19 protein-coding genes are annotated in these 21,180 nt (G+C 32.0%); 9 read left to right on the forward strand and 10 right to left on the reverse strand.

What is annotated here, in order from left to right; all coding sequences use genetic code 11:
- The first annotated feature begins 70 nt into the window (after positions 1-70).
- Entirely contained in the window at positions 71-622 is a 552-nt protein-coding gene (locus IDG45_RS08945) for a GNAT family N-acetyltransferase (protein ID WP_000620941.1), read from the forward strand.
- A gap of 50 nt (positions 623-672) precedes the next feature.
- Here the strand turns inward: IDG45_RS08945 and IDG45_RS08950 are convergent, their stop codons facing one another.
- Positions 673-1,611 carry a 1,4-dihydroxy-2-naphthoate polyprenyltransferase gene (locus IDG45_RS08950; protein ID WP_000070966.1) on the reverse strand — a complete coding sequence of 313 codons (939 nt, stop codon included), beginning with the start codon at positions 1,609-1,611 and terminating at the stop codon, positions 673-675.
- A gap of 150 nt (positions 1,612-1,761) precedes the next feature.
- Between IDG45_RS08950 and IDG45_RS13905 the strand changes: the two genes are divergently transcribed.
- From IDG45_RS13905 to menB, 5 genes are read left to right on the forward strand one after another with little or no spacing between them, the layout of a single operon-like run.
- On the forward strand, positions 1,762-1,839 hold the full coding sequence (locus tag IDG45_RS13905; RefSeq protein WP_072357920.1) for a hypothetical protein: 78 nt from the start codon (positions 1,762-1,764) through the stop codon (positions 1,837-1,839).
- On the forward strand, positions 1,832-3,154 hold the full coding sequence (locus tag IDG45_RS08955; RefSeq protein ID WP_223876175.1) for an isochorismate synthase: 1,323 nt from the start codon (positions 1,832-1,834) through the stop codon (positions 3,152-3,154). Before IDG45_RS13905 ends, IDG45_RS08955 begins: the two co-directional genes overlap by 8 nt.
- A complete protein-coding gene (gene menD / locus IDG45_RS08960) occupies positions 3,141-4,814 on the forward strand; it encodes a 2-succinyl-5-enolpyruvyl-6-hydroxy-3-cyclohexene-1-carboxylic-acid synthase (protein ID WP_000526675.1) in 1,674 nt (557 codons plus the stop codon). Before IDG45_RS08955 ends, menD begins: the two co-directional genes overlap by 14 nt.
- Positions 4,801-5,604, forward strand: a complete 804-nt coding sequence (menH, locus tag IDG45_RS08965; protein WP_000150207.1) for a 2-succinyl-6-hydroxy-2,4-cyclohexadiene-1-carboxylate synthase — start codon at positions 4,801-4,803, stop codon at positions 5,602-5,604. Before menD ends, menH begins: the two co-directional genes overlap by 14 nt.
- Positions 5,597-6,418, forward strand: a complete 822-nt coding sequence (gene menB / locus IDG45_RS08970) for a 1,4-dihydroxy-2-naphthoyl-CoA synthase (protein ID WP_000184945.1) — start codon at positions 5,597-5,599, stop codon at positions 6,416-6,418. Before menH ends, menB begins: the two co-directional genes overlap by 8 nt.
- A 236-nt stretch (positions 6,419-6,654) precedes the next feature.
- On the opposite strand, the gene sspC is transcribed toward menB, so the two are convergent.
- The 5 genes from sspC to IDG45_RS08995 form a co-directional block, all read right to left on the reverse strand.
- Positions 6,655-6,984, reverse strand: coding sequence for a staphostatin B (gene sspC / locus IDG45_RS08975; protein ID WP_206171594.1), 330 nt, complete (start codon positions 6,982-6,984; stop codon positions 6,655-6,657).
- 37 nt (positions 6,985-7,021) lie between these two features.
- Positions 7,022-8,203, reverse strand: coding sequence for a cysteine protease staphopain B (gene sspB, locus IDG45_RS08980; protein WP_001089098.1), 1,182 nt, complete (start codon positions 8,201-8,203; stop codon positions 7,022-7,024).
- An 81-nt stretch (positions 8,204-8,284) separates the two neighbouring features.
- A complete protein-coding gene (gene sspA / locus IDG45_RS08985; RefSeq protein ID WP_042908125.1) occupies positions 8,285-9,358 on the reverse strand; it encodes a Glu-specific serine endopeptidase SspA in 1,074 nt (357 codons plus the stop codon).
- A gap of 527 nt (positions 9,359-9,885) precedes the next feature.
- Complete coding sequence (locus IDG45_RS08990; protein WP_000777561.1) at positions 9,886-11,040, reverse strand: aminotransferase class I/II-fold pyridoxal phosphate-dependent enzyme; 1,155 nt, start codon at positions 11,038-11,040, stop codon at positions 9,886-9,888.
- 194 nt (positions 11,041-11,234) lie between these two features.
- Entirely contained in the window at positions 11,235-12,245 is a 1,011-nt protein-coding gene (locus tag IDG45_RS08995) for an acyltransferase family protein (RefSeq protein ID WP_046463039.1), read from the reverse strand.
- 152 nt (positions 12,246-12,397) lie between these two features.
- On the opposite strand from IDG45_RS08995, the gene IDG45_RS09000 reads away from it, so the two are divergent.
- Together IDG45_RS09000 and IDG45_RS09005 are read left to right on the forward strand one after the other, a co-directional pair.
- Positions 12,398-12,817 (forward strand): MarR family transcriptional regulator, encoded by a 420-nt coding sequence (locus tag IDG45_RS09000; protein WP_111063825.1) that lies wholly within the window; start codon positions 12,398-12,400, stop codon positions 12,815-12,817.
- Between the two features lie 26 nt (positions 12,818-12,843).
- Positions 12,844-12,954: a hypothetical protein gene (locus IDG45_RS09005; RefSeq protein WP_001788579.1), complete on the forward strand. Its 111-nt coding sequence runs from the start codon at positions 12,844-12,846 to the stop codon at positions 12,952-12,954.
- 71 nt (positions 12,955-13,025) lie between these two features.
- Here the strand turns inward: IDG45_RS09005 and atl are convergent, their stop codons facing one another.
- The 4 genes from atl to IDG45_RS09025 all read right to left on the reverse strand — a co-directional run bounded on the left by atl (position 13,026) and on the right by IDG45_RS09025 (position 19,366).
- Positions 13,026-16,805: a bifunctional autolysin gene (atl, locus tag IDG45_RS09010; RefSeq protein WP_206171598.1), complete on the reverse strand. Its 3,780-nt coding sequence runs from the start codon at positions 16,803-16,805 to the stop codon at positions 13,026-13,028.
- Between the two features lie 227 nt (positions 16,806-17,032).
- A complete protein-coding gene (locus IDG45_RS09015) occupies positions 17,033-17,467 on the reverse strand; it encodes a GNAT family N-acetyltransferase (protein ID WP_042908128.1) in 435 nt (144 codons plus the stop codon).
- A 154-nt stretch (positions 17,468-17,621) separates the two neighbouring features.
- Positions 17,622-18,092, reverse strand: a complete 471-nt coding sequence (locus IDG45_RS09020; protein ID WP_000088437.1) for an osmotic stress response protein — start codon at positions 18,090-18,092, stop codon at positions 17,622-17,624.
- A gap of 47 nt (positions 18,093-18,139) precedes the next feature.
- Positions 18,140-19,366, reverse strand: a complete 1,227-nt coding sequence (locus IDG45_RS09025; RefSeq protein ID WP_031927448.1) for a polyisoprenyl-teichoic acid--peptidoglycan teichoic acid transferase — start codon at positions 19,364-19,366, stop codon at positions 18,140-18,142.
- A gap of 448 nt (positions 19,367-19,814) precedes the next feature.
- Here IDG45_RS09025 and fmtA point away from each other — a divergent pair, with 448 nt between their 5' ends.
- On the forward strand, positions 19,815-21,008 hold the full coding sequence (gene fmtA / locus IDG45_RS09030; protein ID WP_000671261.1) for a teichoic acid D-Ala esterase FmtA: 1,194 nt from the start codon (positions 19,815-19,817) through the stop codon (positions 21,006-21,008).
- Positions 21,009-21,180 lie beyond the last annotated feature (172 nt).

The raw sequence follows: 21,180 nt of genomic DNA on the forward strand, positions 1-21,180 counted from the left end.
ATATCTTTTTAAAATAAGCTAGAATTTCTATATAATAAATGTTAATAACGTAAAAGGGAATGATGACATAGTGATACGTCAAGCACGTCCAGAGGACCGATTTGATATTGCGAAGTTAGTTTATATTGTTTGGGATGATATGGAATTAGAATTGGTAAAGCATCTACCAAAAGACATGGTATTAGATGCAATTGAAAAAAGCTGTGTTGATGCAACATATCGAACTTTTTATCAGCATATTTTAGTTTATGAAGTAGAAAATAAAGTAGCAGGTTGTATTATTAGCTATAGCGGTGAAAATGAATTGAAATATGAAAAAGCATGGGAAATACTTGACTTGCCAGAAGAAATAAAACAATATGGCACGCCATTACCTGTAAAAGAAGCTAAAGACGATGAGTATTATATAGAAACAATTGCGACATTTGAAGCATATAGAGGTAGAGGCATCGCAACAAAGTTATTAACGTCATTACTTGAATCAAATACACATGTTAAATGGAGTTTGAATTGCGATATTAATAATGAAGCAGCATTAAAGTTATATCAAAAAGTAGGCTTTATATCTGATGGACAGATTGAATTATACAATCACATGTATCATCATTTAATTGTTAAATAAAAAACTCGACAGTTCGATGTAAGTCGATTGCCGAGTAGTATCATTTTCTATTAAATGCCTGCAAATAATGCACTAATATAAATACCTAATGCATATAATAAACCGAAAAATGTATTTGTTTTACCAGCAGCAGCCATTGCTGGCATCATTGTAGGCGGTGTATCATTCTTCTTGAAACGTCTGATAACTTTAACAGGCATTGGGAATGATAACAACGCAAGTAAGTAAAATAATGAGCCACCAGGTTTAATAATGATTGTAAGTACAATAAATGCATAAGCGATAAAGTACATGATTGCCATAAATGTTAAAGAAGCATTTTTACCTAATAGAATGGGTAAAGTTTTTCGACCACTTGCTTTATCTTTGACACGGTCGCGAATATTATTAGCCATATTAATTAAACCGATAGTGATTACTATAGGTACACTTAACCAAATTACATAGCTTTGAATATTGCCAGTTTGAATAAAGAATGCAATAACGATAATAAACATACCCATAAATACGCCTGAGAATAATTCACCGAAAGGCGTCCATGAAATAGGGAAAGGGCCACCTGTATATAGGTAACCAACAGCCATACATACTAATCCAACTGGTAATAACCAAAATGAAGAGTTAGCAGCTAAAAACAAACCTAATATTGCTGCTAAGATGTAAAATGCAATGGCTAATCGTAGCACAAGCTCTGGGCTCATACCGTTGCGTACAATGGCACCACCAATGCCTACAGATTCATGATCATCAAGGCCTTTTTTATAATCATAGTATTCGTTAAACATATTAGTTGCTGCTTGAATAAGTAAGCATGCTAGTAACATGGCAATGAATAGGCTGATTTTAATATGATCTTCGCTACCAAGAAAATATATTTTAGATGCTGCTGTACCAACTAAAACGGGTACTACGGAAGCAGTTAATGTATGAGGACGCATTAAATGCCAATATTTCTTAACTGTAGAATATTGCTGATATTGATTACTCATTGAATACAAAACCTCTTTAAATCATATTTTTTATAACAAAGATATTTTAATAGAAAGTAGCATAAAGGTCAATTGACGTGAAAAATTGCAAGATAAGTTTAAGCAATTCTTGTAACACAATTATCCAAAAATGATACAATATAATAATGAGTGAAAAAAGACGAAGAAAGAAGTGAAATGGATGGCTACGGGCGTATTAGAGGACGATATTGTCAAAGAGATATATGACAGCTCAAAGGAATGGGTTTCAGTTGAAGTGAAATTATCACAGTCACTAGACCCGAGCACATTATTTCATCTCACTGACAATGAGGCAGGAGATCGCTTTTATATGCGTTTGAATGATAATCGAACGTCATATTTTGGCTACAAAGCAATTCAATTATTCAAAAATAATTCTAAAAATAAACAATCTATTTTTAAAGACTGGGAAAAATTAAAACATAACATCACATTTATACATCCGCAATCTGAGAAACATCATCTTCGAGTTGTTGGAGGATTCCAATTTTCAAGTCATAAATCAGATGATGAATGGCGAGAGTTCGGACTAAATCATTTTGTATTACCTGAAGTTTTAATTTCAACTGATAATAATGGGACATTTTTAACTTATACAGTTAAAAGGGAAAGTTTTACTGTTGAGGCATTGAACGATTTAATGGATTTGTTCAACAATATATCGGATATAGATGTGGACGAGCAAATTGGGGAAATTACTAGAAATGAAGATATTTATAAAGATGACTGGCGTCAACTTGTAGTAGAAGCAATAGAATCTATTAATAATGAAGAAAAAATTGTACTAGCACGTAGACGGTTAATAAAGTTCGATAAAGATATCAGTATTCCATATATTCTAAAGCAAGCATATTCTAAAGAAAAAAACAGTTATATATTCTTGTTAGAATCACAAGATTCTATATTCTTTTCACAAACACCTGAACAATTAATAAAGGTCAATAATAAAATACTATCGACTAAAGCTGTAGCAGGTACAATTAAACGTTCACAAGATGAGGACGAAGATACAAAAAATGTTGAAGCATTTTTAAAAGATAATAAAAACTTAATCGAACATCGATTTGTTGTTGACAGTATTTTACATGATATTAAACCTTATATCACTGAATTACATTATGATAAGATGCCTAAAATTCTAAAAAATGATCATTTATATCACTTGTACACTGAAATAAAGGCGCCACTGAAGGATGATTCGTATATTAGTTTAATTGATAATTTACATCCAACACCTGCTTTAGGTGGCTATCCAAAAGAATTTGCGATGGATTTTATTGAACAGAAAGAATTTGGTACACGAGGATTATATGGTGCGCCGGTTGGCTATATAGATATATATGATGATTGTGAATTTATTGTTGCAATTCGTTCGATGCTTATTAAGAAAGCACAAGCAACTTTATTTGCAGGGTGTGGCATTGTTAAAGATTCTGATCCAGATAGTGAATTGGCAGAAACGAACCTTAAGTTCACACCTATGATGAATGCATTAGGAGTCGATATGAATGGGAAATCATAAAGCAGCTTTAACGAAGCAAGTTTTTACATTTGCATCTGAGTTATATGCGTACGGCGTAAGGGAAGTAGTTATCAGTCCGGGATCACGCTCAACGCCACTTGCACTTGCATTTGAAGCACATCCAAATATTAAAACATGGATACACCCCGATGAGCGAAGTGCAGCGTTTTTTGCAGTTGGGTTAATTAAAGGCAGTGAAAGACCTGTCGCTATATTATGTACATCAGGTACAGCAGCAGCGAATTATACGCCAGCAATTGCTGAAAGCCAAATTAGTAGAATTCCATTAATCGTTTTAACAAGTGATCGTCCACATGAATTAAGAAGTGTAGGCGCACCACAAGCGATTAATCAAGTAAATATGTTTAATAATTATGTAAGTTATGAGTTCGATATGCCTATTGCGGATGATAGTAAAGAGACCATTGATGCAATTTACTATCAAATGCAAATTGCTAGTCAATATTTATATGGACCACATAAAGGGCCGATTCATTTTAACTTGCCATTTAGAGATCCGTTAACACCTGATTTGAATGCAACAGAATTGTTAACTTCTGAGATGAAGATTTTACCGCACTATCAAAAAAGTATAGATGCATCGGCATTAAGACACATTTTAAATAAGAAAAAAGGTTTAATTATTGTAGGGGATATGCAGCACCAAGAAGTTGATCAAATACTGACGTATTCAACGATATATGATTTGCCTATTTTAGCTGATCCTTTAAGTCATTTAAGAAAATTTGATCATCCGAATGTTATCTGTACATATGATTTGTTGTTTAGAAGCGGCTTAGACTTAAAAGTGGATTTCGTAATTCGTGTTGGGAAACCAGTGATTTCTAAAAAGTTGAATCAATGGTTAAAGAAAACTGATGCATTTCAAATATTAGTGCAAAACAATGATAAGATTGATGTCTTTCCAATAGCACCAGATATTTCATATGAAATATCTGCGAATGATTTCTTTAGGTCATTAATGGAAGACACGACAGTTAATCGTGTAAGTTGGTTAGAAAAATGGCAATGCTTAGAGAAAAAAGGGCGTAAAGAAATTAAATGTTATTTGGAACAAGCTACAGATGAGAGTGCATTCGTTGGTGAATTGATTAAGAAAACATCTGAAAAAGATGCATTATTTATTAGTAATAGTATGCCTATCAGAGATGTAGATAACTTGTTATTGAATAAAAATATAGATGTCTATGCGAATCGTGGTGCGAATGGTATTGATGGTATCGTTTCAACTGCACTGGGTATGGCTGTGCATAAACGAATAACATTATTGATAGGTGATTTATCATTTTATCATGATATGAATGGACTATTAATGTCGAAATTAAATAATATTCAGATGAATATTGTATTATTGAACAACGATGGTGGCGGTATTTTTTCATATTTACCACAAAAAGAAAGTGCAACCGACTATTTTGAACGGTTGTTTGGCACACCGACGGGATTGGATTTCGAGTATACAGCTAAGTTATATCAATTCGATTTTAAACGTTTTAACAGTGTTTCAGAATTTAAAAATGCCACATTGTTATCTGAAACTTCGACGATTTATGAATTGATAACGAATCGCGAAGATAACTTTAAACAGCATCAAATTTTATATCAGAAATTGAGTGAAATGATTCATGACACATTATAATTACTATGAAGCAAACGTTGAGACCAATCAAGTTTTAGTATTACTGCATGGTTTTCTTAGCGACAATCGTACTTATCATAATCACATCGATAAATATACTGATATCTGTCATGTCATCACTATAGACTTACCAGGACATGGCGAAGATCAGTCTTCAATGGATGAAACGTGGGATTTTGATTATATTACGACGTTGTTAGACCGAATTTTAGATAAATATAAAGATAAATCAATAACATTGTTTGGATATTCAATGGGTGGGCGTGTTGCATTATATTATGCAATTAATGGTCACATCCCTATATCTAATTTGATATTAGAAAGTACGTCACCAGGTATTAAAGAAGAAGCAAATCAATTGGAACGTCGCCTTGTTGATGAAGCGCGTGCTAAAGTATTAGACATAGCAGGTATTGAATTATTTGTTAATGATTGGGAAAAGTTGCCATTATTTCAATCGCAACTAGAATTACCAGTTGAAATACAACATCAAATAAGACAACAACGATTGTCTCAATTGCCACAGAAAATGGCCAAAGCATTAAGAGATTATGGTACAGGTCAAATGCCAAACTTATGGCTGCGCCTGAAAGAAATTAAAGTACCAACATTAATATTAGCTGGAGAATATGATGAAAAATTTGTACAGATTGCGAAAAAAATGGCAAATTTAATTCCTAATAGTAAATGTAAATTAATTTCTGCTACAGGTCATACAATTCATGTGGAAGATAGTGATGAATTTGATACAATGATATTAGGATTTTTAAAGGAGGAGCAAAATGACTAACAGACAATGGGAAACACTTAGAGAATATGATGAAATCAAATATGAATTTTACGAAGGGATTGCTAAGGTAACAATAAATCGCCCTGAAGTACGCAATGCGTTTACACCTAAAACAGTTGCTGAAATGATTGACGCATTTTCACGTGCACGTGATGATCAAAACGTTTCAGTTATCGTATTAACTGGTGAGGGTGATTTAGCATTCTGTTCTGGTGGTGACCAGAAGAAACGTGGACATGGTGGTTATGTAGGTGAAGACCAAATCCCTCGCTTAAATGTATTAGATTTACAGCGTTTAATTCGTATTATTCCAAAACCGGTTATTGCGATGGTAAAAGGTTATGCTGTAGGTGGCGGTAATGTACTAAATGTTGTTTGTGACTTAACGATTGCTGCTGATAATGCTATTTTTGGACAAACTGGTCCTAAAGTAGGTTCATTTGATGCGGGTTATGGTTCAGGATATTTAGCACGTATCGTTGGACATAAGAAAGCACGTGAAATCTGGTACTTATGTCGTCAATACAATGCACAAGAAGCTTTAGATATGGGCCTAGTAAATACAGTGGTACCTTTAGATAAAGTTGAAGATGAAACTGTGCAATGGTGTAAAGAGATTATGAAACACTCACCAACAGCTTTACGATTCCTTAAAGCAGCTATGAATGCTGACACAGATGGTTTAGCTGGTTTACAACAAATGGCTGGGGATGCAACATTGCTTTATTACACAACTGATGAAGCGAAAGAAGGCCGTGATGCGTTTAAAGAAAAACGTGATCCTGACTTCGATCAATTCCCTAAATTCCCATAAGTTATTTTGAATATGATATTAAGTCACTTGCGTCGTTTGTTTGCGATGTCGAGTGGCTTTTTTATTTTATAAGAATTTAAAAGGGCATTTTTATTAATTATCATAAAGATAAGTTAGTTTGAGAAAAAATTAATAGAGAAAGAATAAATGTTAAAGATTATTACAATGAAAAAACGAGCTGGTGAGAAATTGAATTCTCGCCAACCCGCTTTATGAAGTGAAACCATTTAAATTAGTTATACTAAGCGCTCATAAACGATTGGTCGCGAAGTGCCAATACCTTGTTTGGATGACGTTTGCATGAGGATATGCTGTGTATCATCATAATCAAGAATATTAATGATTTCTTCATTATCAATAGATGAAAATTTAATGCGTTGATGTGCCGTATCTATAAAAAGAATATGATATTGATTGTGACTTGTATCATCGCCATGACGTATACAAATTGATTTTTGTAATTGATGATTACTCCAATTACCAATAAATAAATTGATATTGGTTTGTTCTAGATGTGTGAGTTTGGTTGTGTCGTAAACTAAATTTATAAATTGTAGTTGATACATAGTTTTACCTGCCTTTAATCAATATCTATATTACTTTTTAGTAACCTATCATTGAACCATACCAGTTATAATCACGATTGAATGATAAATGTAATAGGCTTGAATCTGCATCTTGGATTGATAATTCTGTATCCCAAGGATTCCAGTAGATAAGTTTTTCTTGGTCATTAATTTTAGCATTACCAACAACTGCTAGGGCATGTCCTAAATGTGGGTCATTAGGGTTTTGAGATACACTTTGTGCAAGAATCATAATTCCTACATTATCTTTTGTAAGTTGATCAACTTGTTCATATGATGGTACGCCTTCTTGATAATGAATATCTCTGCCTTGTGATTTACCGTATTCAATCATTTGATTAGGGAATGTTGAGCAATTAGGAAGGTCTTGCTCACTTACTTCAGGGTATAATGTACGCATAATATCATGTGCATTATAAGTGTCTGTATTTTTAGTTGCATTTAATAATGCTGCTATACTAAATCCTGCACACCATGAGTTATCGAATTGTTGTTCTCTAATTTTGAAGTTTTTTAATGTGTTTTCATATTGAACTTGATCTTCTTGTATCGCTTCGTTTTCTTCAACTTTAGTAGGTGTTACTGTATTTTTTAATTCTTGTTTCAATTTTGCTGAAACTGTTTTAGCACTTTCTTTTTCTTTTACATTACCAGGTAGTGGCGTAGCTTTTACTAATCTAACTTTGCCATCTTCTTCAAAATAAAATCCTTTTTCATCAGTAAGAACAGTGATATTTGAATTTTTATCTTTAATTTGGTCTAAATCTTTAGCGATGAAGTTTGAAATTTTAACACTGTAATTCATGTCTTCTTTTGATTTGTTTAAATCATCTTTATTTTTAGGGCTAAGTGTTAAAGTATAAACAATTTTACCGTCTTTTATAACTGGATAATAGTAACTATTATCTTCTTCACCATTAAATTTATAAATTTTAAAAGCTTCGCCAAGTTCATATTTACCAGTCTTTGCATTACTTTGTTTATCTAATGCTTTAGCATAACCAGCAAATTGTTGTTGTGCTAGATCTTTTACTTTTTGAGGTACTTTGTCACTCTTAACATTAATTTCTAGCTGTTTAGAGTGTGAATCAGCTTTGGCTTTATTGCTATTAGCAAATGCGCCTAGTGATAAAATAAGCATTGAAACCATTATGATGCTTATAATATTGAATACTCTAGATTTATATGAACTATTCATATAATACCCTCCATTTAAGTCAAAATATTTTGCGTTGCTAAGTCTTTGCTTCTATTTATTAAATCCAAATTAAGATGAAGTTTATGCAGCGTCAGGGTTGTCTGAATTATTGTTATCGCCATTGTCTGTATTATCAGGGTTATCAGGGTTATTTGGTTCGTCTGGGTTGTTAGGGTTGTCAGGATTGTTAGGGTTATCTGGATTATTAGGTTGGTCTGGGTTGTTAGGATTGTCAGGGTTATTTGGTTCATCTGGGTTGTTAGGGTTGTCAGGGTTATCTGGATTATTAGGTTGGTCATCGTTGGCAAAATTGATATCTTCAATATTTTGTTTTAAGAAGTTGCGCACATTTTCGTTAATAAATACTGCACCATTAAATTCATTTGGTACACCGCCCCAATGAATTCCAATCACTTCATTTTTCTCATTAAATACAGGTGATCCAGAGTTACCACCAGTTGTACTTAAATCATATTGCATTGCTTCACCTTTTAAGTATGTTATTTTTCCTTTACTTTCCCACATTGTTGCGACAGGTTTATCACCTGGATATCCTGTTACAGTAATATTTTGGTTAACTTGTGTTTCAGCATTATTACTCATTGTTGCTGGTTTAACTACTTCGCCAATATGTTTGTTTTGCTCATTAGGGGAGAATTTAACTATTGCTAAATCACCTTCGCCTGAATATTTAGTGATTTGTTCAGCAGTGAAACCACCATTTGGATAATTGTCTTGGTTAATTGCAGAAGGGAATGCTTTTAAAGCATGAGGATCACCGTGCGTAGCATCTACGACGTGTTTATTTGTTAAAAGAGTATCTTTACCTACAACTACACCGGAAGCAATAAATGTACCAGTAGGTGCTTCAACTTGAATATAAGTTACGGGTGCATAATGACCATTCGTTGTATCTGTAATTTGGTGACGATCGTTATTTGGTAATATAACATTTGCGTGTTCACGTTGTTCTAATGGTTTAAGGTTACCGCCTTTTTGAATCTTAGGTGTTTGCTGTTTGTCTGTTTGCGTTTGTTGTGGATGATTGTCCATAGCTTTTGAAGATAACGCATTTGCTGCTGGAGAACTCACAAGTGTCGCTGTTGTCAAAGTTGCAACGAATAAAGAACTAACTTTTAAAAATTTACCTTTCATCTAAAAACCTCCAAAAAATTTATTTATAAGTTAAATATAACACTAAAAATTTTTAAGTCAATAAGAATATATAAATAAATTAAAAAGTTTTTGTAAAGATTAGAGTTTACAAAAACATTAAGGGAATTAAAATTGAATTGTATTATACTTTATTCGATTGAGTTAAATTGATAAGGTCGTCAATTGTTTGCATTTATCTAAAAGAATAAATAAGAAAGGAATTGAGAGCGAAGGGAAAGTATTTGTTTATAATAATAAATAGTAACGTTTGAATAATAATTGTTTGGCGAAAGGTAGTTTAATATGAATGGTGATATATTATTTGAGTGCTTAAGTTTCGAAGAACAATTATAAGTTAGCATATTAAAAGCTTTTGATAGAATCATTTTGAGTGAGGTGTTTAAAGGAGAGGAATATAACTCGGTAGTATTTACAGTCTCTTTATAGTATTATTTAAAACTTATAGAATATAAAAAACTGAACGTACTATGAATTTAGTTCACGACGTCCAGTTCAACATATCATTTTTATTTAGTATTTAAATATTTAGCAAGTCTCTTCATACCTTCTTTTAAAACATCCATTTCATAAGCATAGGAAATCCTCACAAATCCTTTACCGAATTCTGTAAAGGATGAGCCTGGAACGATTGCTAAATGTGTTGATTCAAGTAAATCAACACAAAATTCGAAATCGTCATCGGTGATATGCTTAATACTTGGAAAAATATAAAACGCGCCTTCAGGTTGAGCAGTAATCTCAAAACCTAATTTAGTTAATTCGGATACTAAATAATTTCTTCGTTCTACATAAGCTTCATTCATATATTTAGGAGCTTCTAATCCTTCGTTAAGTGCTGTTATACATGCTATTTGAGCTGGAACATTGGCACAAATACAATTATAGGCGTGCATAAATGTTAATTTATCAATCAAATATTGAGGTCCTAATAGAAAACCAATTCTTATTCCGGTTGCTGAGTGTGATTTACTTAAACCACCAATTAATATTAATTGATCACGAATGTCTTCAAATTCAGCGAAGGATACATGTTTACCACTAAATGTATTTTCAGCATAAATCTCATCGCTAATAATAAATATCGGATATTTTTTTAATACATTTACGATATTTAAAACTTCATTTCTTTTTAAAACTACGCCAGTTGGATTAGTCGGATAATTTAACAAGACAGCTTTTGTCTTTGGAGAAATATGACTTTCTAACGCATCAGGTGTAATTTTGAATTGTGTTGCTGTTGTATCAATATAAATTGGTTTACCACCTAGTACTTCGATGAGTGGTATGTAGCCTGCATAAATTGGTCCCGGTATTATAATTTCATCTCCAGGGTCTATGATAGAACGTAACGTTGTGTCTATTGCTTCACTTGCTCCATTTGTCACAATAATTTCTTCAGGATCATAGGAAAAATGATAACGATTTTTGAAGTATTGACTAATTGCTTCGCGAGTTTCTAATAACCCTTTATTGTGAGAGTATGATGTCTTGTCATTGTTAATAGCATCAACATATGCCTTTTTCACAACATCAGGCAAAGGGAAGTCTGGTTGGCCAATAGTTAAATTAACACAATCATCAAGTCCTTTCATGCGGTTTGAAAATTGACGAATGCTTGGTGCTCTTAAAAATTTAGAATTAGAGTTTAAAGAAAGTTTCATCGTGACACCTCAAATATAAATCAAATATTGTCTAAAAATTTAGAAATTAATAATATCATAACATACTTTTAAAGCAAAAAAGGGTAAATTACTTAAGCTTTATTTGAAAAACGAAAAATGTCTAAATACACTGTAGTAACTACTTTTCAAAATGAATGAAGTGGTTACAGTTAATGTACTTAGACATTAAATAATTATGAGTCTTTAAACTGTGATGGTCTTTGTAAATTAATTATTGGATTTGTCCATTTACAAACAAAGTTTGTAGATAATACATATACGATGATTACAGATATACTTATTAAATAAAGATACGTCATTAATGATATAGGATTATCGAATGGGTACCATTCAAATCCTCTAACAATGCCAATAATTAAACCATGTAATAAATATACGTATAGCGTACGACTACCAATATAAGTATATAATTTTTTCTTTGTTGACATTAAATTTAGAAACGCAGTCATTGCGATTAATATAATTCCATATAATATAAGTCGTTTAAAAGGACTGAATACACTCTGTCCTTCATTTTCAAGTGAAGTATATGGTGAACTTCCTAATAACCAATCTGCATTGATAGGATGAATCACGTAAATGATAAAAAACAAAATAAAGGTAATGATAGATAATGGTATTAGTTTTTTATTTTTAAAAATAGCCGTATGTTTTTTGGTGAAAATGTAACCTAGGTAAAATATTGGGAAAAATACGATTGTCCTTGAAATGCTTAAGTAGCTATCGATGTTATCTGAAAAACCTGCTCCAATAGATATAATAATTGAAACCGATAGCACTTTATATGGATTAAGTCTTCTAACTATTACTAAAATGACATGAAAGAAAAATAGCGTGATCAAAAACCATAACGCAAATACTGGGTTAAAAGGATCAAGTTGTAATTCGTCACTTTTACCTGTTAAGAAATAATATATTGAAAAGAATGCAAAAAATATCATATAAGGTACTATCAAACGTTTTGAAATTTTTTCTAAATAGTATGGTTTATCAATATTTTTCGCGAAATAACCAGATATAAACAAAAATGTTGGCATATGGAAACTATAAATAACTAGGTATAATGCTGATAAATATTTATCGCCACTAGTGTAGGGTTGTAACATATGTCCAAATACGACTAATAATATTAAAATTGCTCTTGCGTTGTCAAAAAAATAATCTCTCTCTTTTAATGAAGTCATATTTTATCTCCTTTATGTCCATAAGACTCTTACTAATTTATTATATTTTGTATTAGTTATGCAACAAATTTGTCTATTGTGTCGAATAGTATTGTAAAAATTATAAAAAAAGCATATAATATTATAAATAATATGTAGTGGAGTAGAACAACATGTATAAACAACTTGAAAAACTTATTACACTGACTAACAATGACTTAAACTTAGTGAATAGAAGATTTGGACAACGCACGGATATCACATCTGAACAGCTAGAACTTCTCCGTATTTTATTTAATTACGATCGCTTATCACAGTATGATTTGACGGTGAAGATTAGCAGGGAACAATCTATAGTTTCAAGGTGGATTAAGAAATTAGTTTTGAAAGGGTACATCACAAGTCAACAATCTAGCGAAGATTTAAGATGTAAAGAATTAATTTTGACTGATCAAGCACGTACATTAATTTCACAAATAAATAATGCACGTTGCGAATTGATTGAAGCAAGATGTCAATGTTTATCGGAAGTCGAATTAGATAATTTAAATCAATTACTTGATAAGTTAAATCAACGACGCATTTCATTGTAACACGGCAATAGCAAACACATAATTTAGTGTCATTGTGCACACAACAAAAATTGAATCATGAATTACAAGCAAAAGTAGCGGTGATTGTTAAAATTGATGGTAAACAATCACCGCTATTTTTGCTTGTGTATGTATAAAAAAGGGATCAAAGGTCATCCCCCATGATTGATAGTGGGGAGGATGACTTTTGATCCTATGTTCATGTTGCTTATTTATATTGTGGGATGTCGAAGTATTTGCCGACTTCGCCAATTTTATCATAGTAGCCTTTGATGATTTTAGCATTGATGTTAGCCCAATCTACATCTGTTGCATATTGGTGTGTTCCTGGATGTGCAGGATTCCATCTCATTTTGTAAAGCGTATTTTGACCAGCTTTTACATATGAGTTGCCGATGAATTTAGCACCACCAACGATTGCTTTTGATACTGTGTCCCAACCAGCTTGTTTAGCATATTTAATACCTTCACGTAAAGGATCGTTATCATATGCAGCAATACCAAATACGTTATGGTATTTCGTGTTAGAGTTAGTTACAACTTTGTTGTTCACTACATCTGCACCTTTTGCTAATTGAGAAGTACCGTTACCTGTTTCTAATAGGGCATGTGAGATAAGATAAACTTCATTAATGCCATACATTTGAGCAGCTTTGTTAAATGCAGCACCTTGGTTTTCTAATACACCTTTACCTTTTAAGAATTGATTAATTTTATCAATAGAAATATTTTGTGGTTGGTCTAAGCGTAAGAATTGATATTTTAATGCTGGATCTTGAGCTAAACGCTTCGTATCCATTGCATGCTTAACATCATTAAAGTTAGCATCTGTCCACTTACCTGGTACACGTTGTACTTGTGGTTTATATTGTAAACCAGCTTGTATTTGAGCAACTTGGTTTAATGTCATACCTGTTTGATTATACTTAATTAATTCTTTAGCTAAATCAGTTGATTTAATCCATGCTAATTTACCGTTAGATAATTTACCATAGTACCAAGTTTGTCCATTAATGACTTGTTCTTTAACAACTGCGAATGGTTGTTCATTAAATGCTTTTAATGAGTATTTAGCTGTATCAGAATTTGGTGTTACATAGTAATAACCATTACCATTTTTAATTACATAAGTGTAGTTATAATCTTTGGCAGCTGATGTAGTTGGTTTAACAGCAGTTGGTGCAGTTAAATCTTTTGCATTTACCCAACCAGTGCGGTTATTAATAGTACCGTATAAATACACATCTTTGCCTACAGATACTTGTTTCGTTGCATTAAATGTACCTTGAGCAATGTTATTGCCTGTTAAAATGACTTGGTTTTTAGTACCCCAAGGAACCATTGATAAGCCGTTATTTGATTTATTAACAGTATATTTTTGAGTTGTTTTAACTTCTTTGCCTAAGTTTTGAACATTTAAGTCTTTTACATTGAACCAACCTAATGGAATATTATGACTTGTATTATTTAATAATACGTATGTTTCATTACCATGAGCACGTTCTTTTGTCACATAGAATGTACGATCCGCATATTTTGCGCCGTTTTTCGCTGTTTTTTCATAAACAGAAGCACGAATACCAGTGTTGTTTGGTTTAACTTGCGCAATTTTGCTAACTGTTTGAGTCGTTTGAAGTTTAGTAACAGCATAAGCTTTTACAGCTGTTTTTGGTTGTGCAACAGCTTTTTTAGGTGCGGCAGGTACAGCTAAATATGCTTTACTTACCCAACCGGATTTACCATTTACAGTTCCATATAAATAGATAGATTTATCAATTTGTTGTTGCTTAGTCGCTTTAAAAGTTTGGTTACCTGTACCAGATACCGCACCAGCTTCTTGTTTATAAGTACCCCAAGGTACTGAATATAATTTAGTGCCTGGTTTTACTGTATATGTTTGCATTACATTTACAGGTGATTTTGCATTGTTATAAATAACGTCACCTTGTTTAACCCAACCAATTAAAGTTGGACTATTGTAATCTTTAACTAAGTAGAATTTGTTTCCACCTAGACTTGCTTCTTTTGTTACAGCAAATGTTTTTTGAACTTCTTTCGTTGGCTTACCAGTTTTGTCATAAACTGTAGTGAATAAGCCATTGTTTTTAGCATTAATTTGAGCAACACCGTTTAATGATGAAACTGTTAATTTATTATTTGTTGTAGGTGTTGATGGCTTAGGTGTTGGTGTAGGCGTAGGTTTAGCAGTATCAACTAAATATGCTTTACTTACCCAACCAGATTTACCATTCACAGAGCCATATAAATAAATTGATTTATCAATTTGTTGTTGCTTTGAAGCCTTAAATGTTTGGTTTCCAGAGCCAGACACGCTACCAGCAACTTGTTTAGATGTACCCCAAGGTACCGTATAAAGTTTCGTACCAGGTTTGATTGAATATGATTGATTTACATTTACAGGTGATTTAGCTGTGTTGTAAACCACATCGCCTTCTTTAACCCAACCAAATTTATTACCAGAATTGTAATCTTGAACAAGATAGAATTTTTGATTACCTAATGTAGCTGTTTTAGATACAGCAAATGTTTTTTGAACTTCATTAGTTGCTTTACCAGTTTTGTCGTAAACAGTAGTATATAAGCCACTATTTGTCGGTTTAATTTGAGCAACACCATTGTTTGCAGCAACAGTTAATTTACCAGTTGATGGTGTCGATGGTTTCGACGGTGTTGTTGGTTTTGATGGTGTAGTAGGGGTAGTTGTAGATTGCGTACCCCATGGCGCCACTTTACCCATTTTTATTAAGTATTTTTCATTAATTAAGTCATATAGTTGATCATAACTATAATTATGACTTCTTAAATATCCATGTGGATCGGCATGGTCCGTACCACCTAAATATTTACTTACAGCGTAGTGAGTCCATACTGTACCATTTCCATCATATTCAGCACTATCAGGTTTCAAACCATAATATTGCAATTGTGTAGCTGCATAGTCAGCATAGTTATTCATTGAACGTGCAAATGAAGCATAATCGTGTGTATGAACGATTTCAACATTGATGAATCTAGGGTTACCGACTGCACCGACACCCCAAGATAAGTAATCCGTTGGTGCTGTTTCGATTATACGATCCCCATCAACAAATGCATGTACGAATGCGTTTTGATAGTTGTTTTTCATATAACTAATTTCACCATTTATCGTCGAACGATCATTAGCTGTATCATGAACTACGATACCTTCAGGACGCCCAACACCGTTACGGTATGCGTATTTAGGGAAGTAAGATGTATAATCTTCTTCAATCTTAGGTGCTTTTAAGTTATTTTTACGAATGTAATCGTTAATTGAAGAGTTTACTTGTGGTTTATATTTTGGCAAACTCGTTTTTGGTGTTGCAGCAACTGATCTTGGTTGTGCTGAAGCGCTAAAAGTAGTTACTTTAGGTGTCGCTTCAGTTTTAGCTTTAGGTGCTGTTGTAGTTGCAGCTTTAGGTGTTGCGGCTTTATATTGCGTTTCAAGAGCTGCAGGTTTAGCAGCTGATTTAATTAATTCTGGATTAATTTGATTTTCTGAATTATCATCTTCATCATCAAATAAACTATAACCAGCATTTGAAACATTAGTGTTAGTTTTAGGTGCTGTAGTGCTTGTTGACTTTGCAACAGGCTGCGTATTATTTGTAGTCGCTGATTGATTAGCACGAGTGTCACCATTTACTTGTGCAGTATCAACTTTTTGACTTACTTGAGCATTGCCTGTTTTGTTATTTGCTGTTTTTGGTTGGACAATAGCAGGGTCTTGATATACTTGAGTGCCAGAAATGTTTTGCGTTGGATTTTTTACCTCAGCCTTTGCTTGTTCAGTAGTTGCTTTAACTTTATTACTATCTAAAACGTTTTTATTAGTAGTTTGATCTTGTGTCGTCTCAGCTGCTTGAACTTGATGTGCAGTGACTGCTGAACCTACAAGCGTTAATGCAACCATTGATGGTAGTTTGTAATTGAATTTTTTCGCCATTCTATTTATTACTCCTAACATTTATTAATTATTACTAACATTATAGTACCTGTTTTATATACCTGTGCGTATTTAACCAATTTGTAATATACTCTTAATTTACATTTTCACTGTAAAAAAATGAAAAAAATTTTGAATCTCAATGGTGACGTGACAAATCAAATAGAATTGATGTCAATTTAAGAATTGGTTTATTACAAATGTTTCTAAAATAGATACAACTTTTTTTAATTAAGCGAGGTTAACTTTTTTGTCATTTCAATATGCTCGATGCCTTCCTCAAGAAATATATTACCTCTCATTTTAAAGTTTAAACTTTCATAAAATGGGATAGCATGACATTGGGCATTCATAGTAGCTACGTAAAAACCTTCATCTTTAGCTAATGATTCTACAGCTTGCATAAGCATTCTACCCATTCCTTGTCCACGATGTGATTTTGTCACAGCCACTCGTTCTATTTTGACAGTTGTTTCATTAATAGGGCGTATACGAGCTGTGGCAACTGGCTGTCCATTATCATATCCAATGAGGTGAATAGATTCAGATTCATATTCATCAATTTCAATTTCCTCTGGGACGCCTTGTTCTTCTACAAACACTTTCTTTCTTATATAGAAGCAATCTTCTAACATCTCTTGATTGTTTACTTTTGAAAACATAAAATTCCTCCATATCCTAACAAAATCATTTACATTTAATTTACTAATAATAACATAGAATAACGATTGTTATTTTCCTCAAAAATAATTAGACATAAAAAAGCTATAAAGATGATTCATATGAATCATCTTTATAGCTAATTAATTATTAATGTTATAGTGCTTCTTTTCTAATAATTGCTGTATATTGCCAAAAGATTCGCATTTGAGCAATATTCCAATTATTCATTCCCATTGTAAACCCAGAAGGTTTAAATATATTCACATCTGTCACTTCTAAAGCTGCTGCGACTAAATATTGTAATGGAATACTAAGTGATTTCATTGTTTCGGTAATGCCATTTTCATCATATACCCATGAAAATGGTAACTCTGATTCGAAAACATCTACACTATTGAAAATTTCAGGTAGGGCTAAAATATAACATGCACCATCTACAATAGGATTCTCGATACTATTTTTGTAATAAATTAGGAGTGCTTCATAGTTTTCTCGATGCTCATGATTGACGTAAAAAAATTCACTTCTAAAATGAGCCATATCTTGGCTATGAATAATTTGTTGTTCTAACATATTAAACATCCCATTTATATTTGCAATCTTTTCGTATGTTTTTCTACTCATGTATGATGCTCCTTTCATAAATAGTAAATGTTAATCGTCATATAATATTAGTTTACAACACCATTTTGGTTATTTGAAGCTTGTGGCGTTTGTTGAATATTACCTTGATCTTGGTTAGTGTTTTGACCCGTAGTAGGTTGTTGCTGATTATTGGCACCATTGTTGTTATTACTATTAATACTGTCGTCAGTATTATTCGAAGATTTATCTTTATCTGTCGTATCATTTTGTTCTTTTCTCAATAAACTACTATCTAAAGGCGTTAATGGTATTAATGAACCATAATGGTTGATAACACGTTGATCTAAGAAATCATTTTTATCATTGATAGGTGATAATTCTAAATCATTACGAAGTAAGTTAGCATATTTTTGAATGCTTTCAACGCTTGGATGATAATAGTAAATACCATTTAACATATCATCTTTACCTTTTAGTTGTGCTGTTTTAATTTCAACATCATTTGTTAAGTACATTTTAGCTAAAGCTTTAATTTCAGAGTTAGTTAAATTATGCTTAGCATTTTTACCTACAATTTGAATCACATTATCAAGTTTATCAATAGAATCCACTTCCTGTGCTTTTTGGAATAAAATCTTAATTAATTCCATTTGACGTTGTCCACGTTTCAAATCTGAATCATGATGTCTAGTTCTAGCAACTGCTAAAGCCTCATCACCATTTAATTTTTGGTACCCTTTTTTAATTTTAATCTTACCAGTATCATCTGTGTTAGGTTCATTTAAGTCGTATGGCACATCATAGTATATGCCACCAAGCTCATTTACAGCCTCGACAAATGCTTTCATATTGACTCTCACATAATAATCAACAGGTACATTCATGGTAGCTTCTACCGAATCCATTGCGGCAATTGGACCACCATATGCATGTGCATGGGTAATCTTATCGTAATAGCCAACTTTAGGAATGTAGCTGATAGTATCACGTGGAATACTAAGCATTCTAATTTGATGTTTTGATTGATTAAAAGTAGTTAAAATCATAGCGTCTGATCTAGAGTGTTCAGCATCCTGTCCTTTTTTTCTTCTTCCATCGTTATCATCGATACCTAAGAAAAGAATAGAGATAGGTTGTTCTTCGGGATTGACTTTATTATCTCTTAAATTGGATTGACGATTAGCATTTTTGCTGTCTTGAGAAGATTCGAATGCATCTTGGGACGTTTTAAAAAGTAACGTAGCGAAGACTATTGGAACAACAATGAGAACCAATGCTAGAAGGATCAAAAAGTATTTTACAAATTTATTCATGATTGATGCTCCTATATTAAATTTTTGTTAAATCATAATCATAATTTTAAAATATAATTAGTTGAACGATATTTATACAACTTCATTACTAATACATTATAGCCTTAAATTGTAGTACTTTATAGTAAAAAATACAAATGTTATGTCAAAGTTCCTTGTAATTTGAATGTTTTGTTAAAATCAAAAAGCATTTTTAAAAATATAATGCGACTTTAGTATGATGTCTTAAAAAATTTAAAGGCGTAATATAAATTCGAGTGATTTATACAAAGTGATAAGGTATAATTAATTTTGTTGTATAGATAACATATTAGAAAAACTTATTACTATGTAGCGTAAAGCATAAATGAATGATAAATTAATTTTTGTAAGTTGTATTATTAGGAATCTAGGTTCAAAGTTTTAACTATTTAAATATATAATGAATACATTGTGAGGCTATTATCAAATGAAATTTAATAAAGTAAAACTAGTTATACATGTGTGTGTACTATTATTTATCATTATTTCTATAGCGTTAATTTTTCATCGATTACAGACGAAGACACATTCTATAGAACCAATACATAAGGAAACAAAATTATCAGACAATGAAAAATATTTAGTAGATCGTAATAAGGAAAAGGTTGCGCCGTCTAAACTAAAAGAAGTATATAATAGCAAGGATCCTAAATATAAGAAAATTGACAAGTATTTACAAAGTTCATTATTTAACGGTTCAGTAGCTATATATGAAAATGGCAAATTGAAAATGAGTAAAGGTTATGGATATCAAGATTTTGAAAAAGGTATTAAAAACACACCGAATACGATGTTTTTAATAGGTTCAGCTCAAAAATTTTCAACAGGGTTACTGTTAAAACAGTTAGAAGAAGAACATAAAATAAATATCAATGATCCAGTAAGTAAATACCTTCCATGGTTTAAAACATCTAAGCCTATCCCATTGAAAGATTTGATGTTGCATCAAAGTGGATTATATAAATATAAATCCTCAAAAGATTATAAAAACTTAGATCAAGCAGTTAAAGCGATTCAAAAACGTGGCATTGATCCTAAGAAATACAAAAAGCATATGTATAATGATGGGAATTATTTAGTGCTAGCTAAAGTTATCGAAGAAGTTACCGGCAAATCATATGCCGAGAATTACTATACAAAAATAGGGGATCCATTAAAACTTCAGCACACAGCATTTTATGATGAACAACCTTTTAAAAAATATCTAGCAAAAGGTTATGCTTATAATAGTACAGGACTTTCGTTCTTAAGACCTAATATTTTGGACCAATACTATGGTGCAGGTAATTTATATATGACACCAACAGATATGGGTAAATTAATTACTCAAATACAACAATATAAATTATTCAGTCCTAAAATAACCAATCCATTATTACATGAGTTTGGTACGAAACAGTATCCAGATGAATATCGATATGGTTTCTATGCTAAGCCAACATTGAATAGACTTAACGGGGGATTCTTTGGACAAGTCTTTACTGTTTACTATAATGATAAGTATGTAGTTGTACTTGCATTAAATGTAAAAGGAAACAATGAAGTTCGAATTAAACATATTTATAATGATATTTTAAAACAAAATAAACCTTACAATACGAAGGGTGTTATTGTTCAATAATTAAGGTTCTTCATCTTTTATGGTGGGAAGGTAAAACTTCCTGCTTTTTTTAATACACAAAAAGCGCAATTGCCTCTATAATTTAAAGTGACCAAACCCAAACTAAAGGAGACAAGTGCGCCTATGTGTAATGATACCTTAGAATTACTAAGAATAAAAGATGAAAATATAA

Source organism: Staphylococcus sp. EG-SA-10 (genome assembly GCF_017151945.1).
Classification (GTDB): domain Bacteria; phylum Bacillota; class Bacilli; order Staphylococcales; family Staphylococcaceae; genus Staphylococcus; species Staphylococcus aureus.